Below are 10040 nucleotides of genomic sequence, written 5' to 3'. Positions count from 1 at the left end.
AAACCTGTATGGCTCAACATTGGCATAACCAGTGAACTTGAAGCCTATGGAAAGGAGATTGCAGGTGTTACAGGTGCGGTGGAGGTTGCAAACCCGGAACTCCACAACAAGATCTGCCCAAGCAAGTCACTTGATGACATAGGGCACATGCTTGAACTTGCAGGGGACATGGGCTTTAAAAAGGCTGTAACAATAATATTAGGCCTTGGAGAAACACCAGGAGACTTGGAATACCTATGGGAAATGATAGAAGACCTTGGAATCAACAGGGTCATATTTTACTCCTTGAATCCCCACAAGGACACAGCCTACGAGAATTCTCCACAGCCTGCATCCCTTTACTACGCAGGTGTTGTTGCAGCCACAAGGATAAGGTTCCCAGAGCTTGAAATTATCACAGGAACCTGGACAGATAACCTTGCCAACATAGGCTCCCTGATACTTGCAGGTGCCAACGGATTAACCAAATTTCCCCTTTTCAAGATGTTTGGAACAGGCTACGGTAGGCGTGTTGAGGAAGAAGTTCGATGGGCTGGTAGAAGCCTTGAGGGAACCTTCACAGATTTTGACATGCTCACAACTGGAACCATTCCCCATCCCAAAGTCGAGCCTTTTATAAAAAGATATATTGATATGTGTCTCAATAATAAATCAGAGCAAAATAAGGATTAAAAATCAATGATCAAAGTGTATTAAATAATATTTATTACCAGATTTTCAAGGAGGAATAACCATTAAGATGAAATGCGGACTGGAAATTCATGTTCAGCTTGAAACTGATTCCAAATTATTCTGTACCTGTCATACAAATTATCAGGAAGCCCCAGCAAATACAAACATATGTCATGTCTGTCTGAACCAGCCAGGGGCCAAACCCTACCCACCAAACAGGGATGCACTTGACGGTGCTGTAATGATAGCCCTCATGCTGGGCTGTAAAATATCACCGGATGTCACCTACTTCCAGAGGAAGCACTACGATTACCCTGACCTCTCCTCAGGTTACCAGCGTACATCCATCCCCATAGGATACGAGGGAGATTTGAACGGTGTCAGGATAAGGGAGGTTCACCTTGAGGAGGATCCAGGTCAGTACAAACCAGATCTTGGAATTGTGGACTTCAACAGGTCAGGAATACCTCTCATTGAGATCGTTACAGAACCTGATATGACCTCACCTGAAGCAGCCCGTACTTTCCTCAGAGAACTTATTAGGGTTCTTGAATACAGTGGAAGTGCCCGTGGAGAGGGTACAATGCGTGCAGATGTTAACATATCCCTTGAGGGAGGTAAAAGGGCTGAGATCAAGAACATAAACTCAATAAAAGGTGCTTACAAGGCCCTGAAGTTCGAGATGATACGTCAGAAAAATCTCCTGAAACGTGGAATAGAAATAAAACAGGAAACAAGGGCTTTCCTGGAATCACAGATGATAACTGTTCCAATGCGTCTTAAAGAAGAGGCAGAAGATTACAGGTACATACCTGATCCAGATCTACCTCCAATGCTTGCAGAGGAGGAAAGAGTTGAGGCAATAAGGGAAGCAATGCCAGAACCATCCCACATCAAAACTGAAAGGTTTGTAGCAGAGTACGGAATTGAAAAGGACCATGCAAAGGTCTTAACCTCAGAACTCGATCTTGCAGATGCCTTTGAGGAAGTTGCAAAGGTCGTGGATCCAGAGTTCGCTGCACTATGGATGAGGGATGAACTCAAGCGTGTTGTTTACTACAACAAGCTGAGCTTCAAGGAAAGTGAAATAACGCCTGCGCAGATCATAGATTTGCTCCAGCTTCTGCAGAATAAGAAGGTCACTGCCAAAGCAGGTAAGAAGATCATGGAGAACCTGCCAAAAAATTCCAAGATGCCCTCCACCATAGCAGAGGAACTGGGTCTTTTAGGTGTTGTTGAGGAAGATGTGGTTGTGGCTGCAGTGAAACAGGCCATAGATGAAAACCCTGAAGCAGTTTCAGATTACCATGAAGGTAAGAAAAACGCGATGAACTTCCTTATAGGTCAGGTTATGAGGCTTACAAGGGGAAAAGCTGATCCTGGTGAAACTCATAAATTAATTGAAGCTGAATTGAAGGAGTAAAGGTAATTGATATCTAAATTTTAATATCTTCTTAATCAATAAATTCCCTAATGAATGATTGTTGAATCAGTGAGGAAGTGGATTAAGCTATTAATTAATAAAGATACTAATTAAGATATTGGGATAAGGTTGTGGTTTTCAAGATGGCAAAGAACATCCTGAACATGATACTCTGGCATCCTGAAATGGATGTTGAGAAAACTAGGATAACTTACGTCCACAGAGGTGCACGTGGAAACCTGAAAACAATCTCCGGAAGTTCAATAGAAAGTTTGGAAGGTGGATTCTTAATATTGAATGAAGGAACTCACATTCCATACCACAGAATCGTTAAAGTAGAATCCGACAAAAAAGTTCTATGGCAGAAGTAGATTCTGGAATTCTTTCTTGAATTTTCTTGAATTTGGTGAAAGATCTTAAATGAAATCTTATGAAAGAATCTTGGATGATTATATTACTCAACAATAACTCTTAACAACTGAATGATTTCAGAAATAAAAAAATGGATGGTGGAAGATTCAAATGACAAGTTCAGCCCTTGTAAAGGATTATATGACTCGAGATGTTATAACGGTAACTCCTGACACTCCAAATGAAGATGTTATAAAGTTAATGAAGGCAACAGGTCATGATGGTTTTCCTGTTAAAACAGATGGAAAGGTTATTGGAATGGTAACAGCCTTTGACCTTCTCCTCAAGGAGTGGGTTCCACATGTTGAGGGTATAATGTCAAGGGATGTTGTTGTGTCTGACCAGGAAATGTCTATAAACGATGCTGCAAGGGTCATGTTCCGTATGGGAATATCCAGACTACCTGTGGTTGATAAAGATGAAAATCTGGTTGGAATATTAACCAACACCGATATTGTAAGGTCTCATATAGAGAGATCAACTCCAATGAAGGTTAACTACTTCAAAAAGACCCTGGAACAGCTTTACAATATAAAAACCAAGATCGTGCGTATGAAGGTACCCATCGAAAATCTGAGACCCACACAGGATAAGATATACGCCGACGAACTTCAGGGAAGAACCTACGAACTTAAAAGAGGTCTTGCAGAACCAACCATAGTTGTTAAGGTTGGAAAGCGTTACGTTCTTGTGGATGGTCATCACAGGACAGTTGCAGCCCGAGAACTTGGTTACAAGGAAATAGATTCCTACGTCATCAAGATCGATAAGGATATGAGGCTTGGGCTTGAAAAAACAGCTGATAAAAATGGTATATTCTCATTTAAGGATATAGAAATAATAGATGATGCACAGCACCCACTGATAGCAATAACAGGACCGCTCAGGGAGATAAAAAAGTGAAAGACAAAATAATAAGGGAAGTTTATCGGGTTTTAGAGGAAAGACGTGACAATCCAATTGATTCATACACATCCAAGATAATGCAGGACAGTGATAAACGTGCAGAGGATAAGATCCTTGAAAAGATAGGTGAAGAATGTGCAGAGGTTTTAATTGCATCCAAAAATGATGAAAACCTCGTTTATGAATCTGCAGACCTCATATTCCACACACTGCTTCTTCTTGTTTACAAAGGTGTGGAACTGGATGAACTCTTCGAGGAGTTTGAGAGGAGAAGAAAATAAATTCAATCCTGCTCAATTCTATTCAATCCTATTTTTAGTTTTATTTTACATTTTAAAACTGGAAATTATTTAAAAAATTCTTTGCTAGCATTAGGATATTACAATACGATTATCAAAAATTTACCCTTCTAATTTTGCACATTGAAAAAAGGTTTAAATAAAGAATTCAAAGATTTATGAGATTGTTTGGGGTTTTATACCATGTTGTATCGTGAATTAGGTTCCACAGGTGAAAAGGTATCTATACTGGGATTTGGTGCAATGCGCCTGCCCACTTTGGATGGTCAGGACGCTAAAATCGATTTTGAAAAAACAAAAGAGCTCGTACGCTACGCAGTGGACTGTGGAGTTAATTACATAGACACTGCACATCCCTACCACAGTGGTGAAAGTGAAAGGGTGCTTGGAGAAGTTCTCAAGGACGGTTACAGGGAGAAGGTTCACCTTGCAACCAAACTCCCAAGCTGGAAGATCCAGACAAGGGAGGACATGGATTTCTACCTTGAAGAACAGATGAAACGCCTTCAAACGGATCAAATAGATTTCTACCTTTTACACTCCCTCAAAAAGGACTACTGGGAGAATTTGAGCTCCCTGGGTGTTCTGGAGTTCCTGGATGATGCGGTTGCAGACGGCAGAATAAAGTACACTGGATTTTCGTTTCACGATGAGATCGATCTTTTCTTTGAGATAATCGACTCCTACAATTGGGATGTGTGTCAGGTTCAGTACAATCTGGTTGATGAGAACTATCAGGCAGGTATAGATGGTATAAGGTATGCATCAAGTCAGGGAATCGGAGTTATCGTGATGGAACCCATGAGGGGAGGAGCCCTTGTGAATGAAGTACCAAGGGAGGTTCAAGAGATATGGGATGAAGCTCCAGTAAGGAGAACTCCTGCAGAATGGGCTTTGAGATTCCTCTGGGATAAAAAATGTATAAGCACGGTTTTAAGTGGTATGAACACCTTTGAGCAGCTTGAAGAAAATTTAAAAATAGGTGAAGCAGGGCTTCCAGATTCCCTCACTGATGATGAGCTGGATCTTGTAAGGGAAGTTAGAAGGGTTTACCATCAAAGGATGAAGGTGCTATGCACTGAATGTGGTTACTGCATGCCCTGTCCAGATGGTGTGAACATTCCAGGAAACTTCAGGTACTTCAACAGTGCACATATGTATGGTGATGTTGAGAATGCCCGGATGAACTACTACGGACTCTTAACTGAAAAGGAGCGGGCTTCAAACTGCACCCAGTGCGGTGAGTGTGAGTGGATTTGTCCCCAGATGATCGATATCAAGGGGACCCTCAGAGAGGTTTCCAAAACCTTTGAAAAATAAATTGATTCGATAGTATGTTAATTGGTATGTAAAATTCAGTGTTTCACTTCAGCCATGAAACGTTCCTTTATGGCACATGCATCCATGGGTATTATTGGAACATTTGCATTTCCAGGTTCAACCTTGACGTGGACAAAAACAGGTCCCTCTGCATCTAAAACTTCCCTGAAATTGATTTCATCCTTGAAGTAAAACACTTCCCTGAATCCTATGCTCTCTGCAATCTTCCACATGTCGAAGGATGATGCGTAGGTGCACTGGGAACCTGTTGAACCATAGCATTCATTGTCAAGCACCACCAGCACCATATTTTTTGGATTCTGGTTGTAAATGGTTACAAGGCTTCCCATGTTCATGAGAACAGAGCCATCACCGTCAAATACAATTACCTTCTGTTCTGTGGACAGTGCAAGTCCAAGTCCGATGGAGGATGCCAGTCCCATTGAACCCAGCATGTAAAAATGGGTGGCCTTGTCTTTAACATGGTAAAGTTCCCTTGATGGGAATCCTATATTGCAGACAACGAGTTCATCCTCAAGTTCATCTGTGATAAGTTTAATAGCATCTATCTTCTTCATTTGCACATCCCTCGCTTTAAATCTTAATCTCATTAATTATTATTAATAAAAATTAACTAGTTATCACTAGCTATCTTAATTAAAGATCTCATTGAAATAATGTAATTATCTTACTTCATTTTTATTCTGCAAGTTATAAAAAATTTCTTTTAGTGTTGTTTTATTTTTTATAGTTTACCTTAAATTTAGTTTTATGTGTTAACCTAAATTTCAGCTTTGAATTAAGTTGTAACCCTTCTGTTTCCTGTAACGATACGTATGAAAACACTTATATATGCTTGTACATACAACTATCTTGTTGATTGAAACTGGAGGTTTACACATGAAAGTAGTAGGATTTGTAGGAAGCCCAAGGGAGGGCGGAAACACAGAAATTCTTGTTGATGAAATGCTGAAGGGAGCTTCAGATAATGGAGCAGAAACCAAACTTTTCAACCTCAACTCACTTAAAATAACACCTTGTCAGGCATGTGAACGCTGCAAAGTCAATGGTGGTGAATGTGCCACAAAAGATGATATGCAGACACTTTACAAGGAAATAAGGGAATCAGATGCATTCGTACTTGGAGCACCAATTTACATGTGGCAGATGTCAGCCCAGGCAAAACTGTTCACAGACAGACTTTACGCATTCTTCATGACAGGATTTGAAGAAAAATACGGTAAAAAAGAGATTGCATTGGCATTCACACAGGGAAACCCTGATGCAAACGCTTTCAATGATTACCTGAACTCTGTAAAAGATATGTACGGTCTCTTTGGAAATGTCAGGGATCCACTTGTTGCAGGGGGAACCCATGAGCCCGGTGAGATCAGGGGCAATGAAGATGTCCTTAAAAGGGCAAGGGAAATAGGAAAGGATCTGGTTATTTAAATGGAACTACAATCCTTTTTTATTTCTATTTTTTATTTCTTTAAATTCTTTAAATTCTATGGCTTAAAAGGGACATATTTTTATGAGGTTTTTTAAATGGAAAATGAAACATTGAGGGTTATAAAAAATCGTAGAAGTGTTAGAAGTTATCTCGACAAAGCAGTTAGCCAAGAAGACCTCAAAATTTTGATAAAATCAGGTATGGCTGCACCAAGTGCCGTGGATATGAGGCCGTGGGATTTTGTAGTTGTCAAAAAGAAATCCACACTCAAAGCCCTGGCTGATGTTATGCCCTTTGGTAAAATGCTCCCTGGTGCAGGTGCAGCTGTGGTCGTCTGTGGGGTGCCTGAGAAATCTGTACCCGATGCTCCTGAATTTTGGGTACAGGACTGTTCTGCTGCTTCAGAGAACATTCTTCTGGCTGCAGAATCCATGGGACTTGGAGCTGTTTGGTTGGGTGTTTATCCAGTCAAAGAACGAATTGAAGGTGTTAGGAAAATACTCAACATCCCAGAAAACGTTGTTCCCCTAAACATCCTCTCAATAGGATATCCTAAAGGCTTAGAAAAGCCCAAAGACAAGTTTGAAATGGAGAAGATCCATAGAGAAAGATGGTAAAAGGATCTATAAGATTTGAGAAAAAGCTTTAATATAAAGTGGGATGAGAGAATGAAGGTCATGGCATTTAATGGAAGTCCAAGAAAGAAATGGAACACCGCAATACTCCTTGAAAAAGCCCTTGAAGGTGCAAGATCACGGGGGGCAGAAACAGAACTCATACATTTATACGACTTGAATTATAAAGGCTGTAAAAGTTGTTTTGCCTGTAAACTGAAGGGAGGAAAAAGCTACGGCAGATGCAACATCAAGGACGAGTTAACACCTATCCTTGATAGAATCACCGAAAGTGATGCCCTGATCCTCGGATCTCCCATTTATCTCGGAACAGCCACAGGAGAAATGCGATCCTTCTTCGAGAGACTGATATTTCCATATCTGGTTTACGATTCTGAAGGATCAACCTTATTCCCTAAAAGGATGCCTGTTGGTTTCATCTACACCATGGGTGTGACTGAGAAGGTGATGAAAGAGGTGGGGTACCTTGAACATTTCAAGGTTGCAGAACGTCTTGCTGGACGGATAATTGGAGAAGCAGAGTCTCTACTTGTTACGGATACCTATCAGTTCGATGATTACTCCAGGTACGTTTCCTCACGTTTCGACCCAGAAGCCAAACTCAAAAGGAGAAAAGAGGTATTTCCAGTGGACTGTGAAAGGGCATTTGATATGGGTGCAAGGTTTGCAGGAAAGAATGAGCTGTTGAAATAAACCTTGAATAAATTTGAAATCGAAAGATCTTTTAAATTTAGCTTTTTTCAATTGTTTTAAAAAATTTTGAAGTTTTAAAATACATCCTGAATAAAAAAATTAATCACTTAAAAGCACGTTTTTTATTAAAGTAAACTTGAAAAACTTGTTTTTGCTATTTTAAAAATTAGTTAGTTCGTTTATAAAAATATAATGATAATGCTCTCCAAAACCAAAAAACTTAAAATTAACTGTTATGTTAAAGATCAGTGCTATTTAATTCCATGGAAACTCTTTATATCTTCCATTAAGTAGGTAAGAACCATAAATGATTATTGATATAATTAAAAGGGCTCCACAAATGGAAAAAAGCCATAAATTGTCTTTAAAAGTGGTGAAATCAAATTTATAGAAGAAAATCAGTAAAATTCCTTCTAATAGAAAAAGGGCATAAATAACGGGAAAAAATACTTTGTAACTTTTTTTTCTTTCCTTACATATATAATAAACAGGAAGAAGCAATAGGAATGGAAGAAATATTATCATCATAATCCCTTTCATAATTAATATATTACAATAAACAAATACAAGCACTAAAACTTTAAAAACTTTTTTCTTTTCCACGTTTTACCTTCTTCAATTCAAGTATTGACTTTTATTTTTTTAAAAAAATCAAAAAAGAATTTAAATTGTTTTAACGGTTCCAAAATTTTAATAATTTTCTTAACTTTCTACCAGAACCCAATGTCCAGAAGAATTCCCACTGGTGTGCCCCCAGTTTCTGAGAGGCTCCATGCATCAGAAATAACCTTCAGGGCTTCTTCAGGAGTTTTAGGATTGAAGTAAGGTATGTCGAGTGCATCCAGAACCTTCGGGGTGGCCTTGCCCATGGGTATCTGGGCTGATATTTTCTCACCCAGGGTTCCCCTGTGACTCATAACCATGAGAACAGGGAACTGGTAGAGTTTAAAAAGTGAAGCCAGGGCATTTACAGAGTTGCCCAGTCCGGAGTTCTGCATGAGTATTGCAGGCTTCTTTCCACCCATGAAAGCCCCGGCACATATTCCAAAGCCTTCTTCTTCCCTTGTAACAGGAACATGCTTGATTTCAGGGTCGCATTCCACCATCTTGAGAACTTCTCCAAGGTTCACACAGGGAAGGGTGACTACGAAGTCTATTCCTGCCTTTTTAAGGGCTTCGTAAACTGCTTGGCTACTGTCCACCTATGATTTCCTCCAGATCAAGTGATACCTCATCTGCTATTTCCTTGAGCTGTGAAAGGAGTTTATCATCCAAAGATACACCTTCTTCTTTGTACCTTTTAACGTTACGAACTTCCATATCACCAGGTATGAAAATGTTTCCAGGGGCCTTAACCTCAGATATGAAATCGTCAACCTCTGTTTTGAATGTTTCAACATCACCAAATTTACTTGGGTCTATGGCAACTATGAGATCTCCCTTTGTGCACATCTCTTCTGGATGTGCTGTTCCAGTAACTTCTTTACCAAAGGAAGCCCCTACAAGGGGTCCTGCCATTAATTCGATCATGAAAGAAAGTGCGTAGCCTTTGTGGGCTCCGAATGGAAGTATCGATCCTTTAAGTGCTGCTTCTGGATCTGTGGTTGGATTTCCATCTGCATCCAGTGCAACGTTCTCGGGTATACGTTCACCCTTCCTCATTGCTTCAATAAGTTTACCCCTTGCAGATGCGGATGTTGCCATATCAACAGACACATAGTTCTTGTTTGAGGGCATTCCAATTGCTATTGGGTTTGTACCTATTATTGGTTCTTTTCCACCCAGGGGAGCGACAGCTGGTTCTGTGTTGGCTATTGCAACACCGATCATGTCCTCCATCAGTGCCATGTCTGTGTAGTAACCTGTGGCACCGAAGTGGTTGGAATCATGAATACCAACAAGACCTATTCCTGTTTCCTTAGCCTTTTCTATTGCAAGTTCCATTCCTCTGGAAGCTACAACGTGTCCAAACCTGTGATTACCATTTATAAGGGCTGTTGAAACAGTCTCCCTTTCAACAACTATTTCTGTATCCGTTTTTATCGTGCCGGCCTTCAGTCCCTTTATGTACTGTGGAAACCGTCCTATTCCATGGGACGTGAATCCTTTTAAATCTGCGTCTGCAGTGACATCTGCAACGATCTTTGCGTCCTCTTCTGACACATCCATCCTCTTCAGAATTTCGATGATTAATGACTTCTCCGCGTCTATTTGTATTTTCATGCATG

Annotated in this window: 13 protein-coding genes (1 of these 13 cut by a window edge); 9 read left to right on the top strand and 4 right to left on the bottom strand. The window is 40.1% G+C overall.

The annotated features are described in order from the left end of the window. The 6 genes from MCBB_RS10095 to MCBB_RS10070 all read left to right on the top strand — a co-directional run. Positions 1–672, top strand: the 3' portion of a protein-coding gene (locus tag MCBB_RS10095) for a radical SAM protein (protein WP_071907647.1). 342 nt of this gene lie to the left of the window's left edge; the window shows 672 of its 1014 coding nt (coding positions 343–1014); its start codon lies beyond the left edge, outside the window; the stop codon is at positions 670–672. 67 nt (positions 673–739) lie between these two features. Next, positions 740–2095, top strand: a complete 1356-nt coding sequence (gene gatB / locus MCBB_RS10090; RefSeq protein ID WP_071907646.1) for an Asp-tRNA(Asn)/Glu-tRNA(Gln) amidotransferase subunit GatB — start codon at positions 740–742, stop codon at positions 2093–2095. Positions 2096–2238: 143 nt separating this feature from the next. Further along, entirely contained in the window at positions 2239–2466 is a 228-nt protein-coding gene (locus MCBB_RS10085; protein WP_071907645.1) for a DUF504 domain-containing protein, read from the top strand. A gap of 151 nt (positions 2467–2617) precedes the next feature. Further along, on the top strand, positions 2618–3409 hold the full coding sequence (locus tag MCBB_RS10080) for a CBS domain-containing ParB/RepB/Spo0J family partition protein (protein ID WP_071907644.1): 792 nt from the start codon (positions 2618–2620) through the stop codon (positions 3407–3409). After that, positions 3406–3693 carry a phosphoribosyl-ATP diphosphatase gene (gene hisE / locus MCBB_RS10075; protein ID WP_071907643.1) on the top strand — a complete coding sequence of 96 codons (288 nt, stop codon included), beginning with the start codon at positions 3406–3408 and terminating at the stop codon, positions 3691–3693. Before MCBB_RS10080 ends, hisE begins: the two co-directional genes overlap by 4 nt. A gap of 201 nt (positions 3694–3894) precedes the next feature. Continuing rightward, entirely contained in the window at positions 3895–5031 is a 1137-nt protein-coding gene (locus MCBB_RS10070; protein WP_071907642.1) for an aldo/keto reductase, read from the top strand. Positions 5032–5066: 35 nt separating this feature from the next. Here the strand turns inward: MCBB_RS10070 and comE are convergent, their stop codons facing one another. Continuing rightward, the gene (gene comE / locus MCBB_RS10065) at positions 5067–5609 is read right to left on the bottom strand and encodes a sulfopyruvate decarboxylase subunit beta (RefSeq protein ID WP_071907641.1); all 543 of its coding nucleotides are present in this window, start codon (positions 5607–5609) and stop codon (positions 5067–5069) included. A gap of 322 nt (positions 5610–5931) precedes the next feature. Here comE and MCBB_RS10060 point away from each other — a divergent pair, with 322 nt between their 5' ends. The 3 genes from MCBB_RS10060 (at position 5932) to MCBB_RS10050 (ending at position 7812) form a co-directional block, all read left to right on the top strand. Continuing rightward, entirely contained in the window at positions 5932–6483 is a 552-nt protein-coding gene (locus MCBB_RS10060) for a flavodoxin family protein (protein WP_071907640.1), read from the top strand. Between the two features lie 96 nt (positions 6484–6579). Beyond that, a complete protein-coding gene (locus tag MCBB_RS10055; protein ID WP_084789948.1) occupies positions 6580–7101 on the top strand; it encodes a nitroreductase family protein in 522 nt (173 codons plus the stop codon). Positions 7102–7161: 60 nt separating this feature from the next. Continuing rightward, positions 7162–7812, top strand: coding sequence for a flavodoxin family protein (locus MCBB_RS10050; protein ID WP_231916355.1), 651 nt, complete (start codon positions 7162–7164; stop codon positions 7810–7812). A 255-nt stretch (positions 7813–8067) separates the two neighbouring features. On the opposite strand, the gene MCBB_RS10045 is transcribed toward MCBB_RS10050, so the two are convergent. From MCBB_RS10045 to comC, 3 genes are all read right to left on the bottom strand, one after another. Continuing rightward, positions 8068–8415: a hypothetical protein gene (locus MCBB_RS10045; protein ID WP_071907638.1), complete on the bottom strand. Its 348-nt coding sequence runs from the start codon at positions 8413–8415 to the stop codon at positions 8068–8070. A 107-nt stretch (positions 8416–8522) separates the two neighbouring features. Then, positions 8523–9014 carry a sulfopyruvate decarboxylase subunit alpha gene (comD, locus tag MCBB_RS10040; RefSeq protein ID WP_071907637.1) on the bottom strand — a complete coding sequence of 164 codons (492 nt, stop codon included), beginning with the start codon at positions 9012–9014 and terminating at the stop codon, positions 8523–8525. Next, the gene (comC, locus tag MCBB_RS10035; protein WP_071907636.1) at positions 9004–10035 is read right to left on the bottom strand and encodes an L-sulfolactate dehydrogenase; all 1032 of its coding nucleotides are present in this window, start codon (positions 10033–10035) and stop codon (positions 9004–9006) included. The genes comD and comC overlap by 11 nt, the downstream gene beginning before the upstream one ends. Positions 10036–10040 lie beyond the last annotated feature (5 nt).

Source organism: Methanobacterium congolense (genome assembly GCF_900095295.1).
GTDB classification, from domain to species: Archaea; Methanobacteriota; Methanobacteria; order Methanobacteriales; family Methanobacteriaceae; genus Methanobacterium_C; species Methanobacterium_C congolense.
The sequence above is the reverse complement of the archived record's forward strand: the minus strand, read 5'-3'. Positions and strand labels throughout refer to the sequence as shown.

Bases quoted from the DNA above. Each gene is read 5' to 3' on its own strand.
- MCBB_RS10060 (WP_071907640.1), top strand. From the start codon at position 5,932: ATGAAAGTAGTAGGATTTGTAGGAAGCCCAAGGGAGGGCGGAAACACA.
- comE (WP_071907641.1), bottom strand. From the start codon at position 5,609: ATGAAGAAGATAGATGCTATTAAACTTATCACAGATGAACTTGAGGAT.
- MCBB_RS10085 (WP_071907645.1), top strand. From the start codon at position 2,239: ATGGCAAAGAACATCCTGAACATGATACTCTGGCATCCTGAAATGGAT.
- gatB (WP_071907646.1), top strand. From the start codon at position 740: ATGAAATGCGGACTGGAAATTCATGTTCAGCTTGAAACTGATTCCAAA.
- MCBB_RS10055 (WP_084789948.1), top strand. From the start codon at position 6,580: ATGGAAAATGAAACATTGAGGGTTATAAAAAATCGTAGAAGTGTTAGA.
- MCBB_RS10080 (WP_071907644.1), top strand. From the start codon at position 2,618: ATGACAAGTTCAGCCCTTGTAAAGGATTATATGACTCGAGATGTTATA.
- comC (WP_071907636.1), bottom strand. From the start codon at position 10,035: ATGAAAATACAAATAGACGCGGAGAAGTCATTAATCATCGAAATTCTG.
- MCBB_RS10070 (WP_071907642.1), top strand. From the start codon at position 3,895: ATGTTGTATCGTGAATTAGGTTCCACAGGTGAAAAGGTATCTATACTG.
- MCBB_RS10050 (WP_231916355.1), top strand. From the start codon at position 7,162: ATGGCATTTAATGGAAGTCCAAGAAAGAAATGGAACACCGCAATACTC.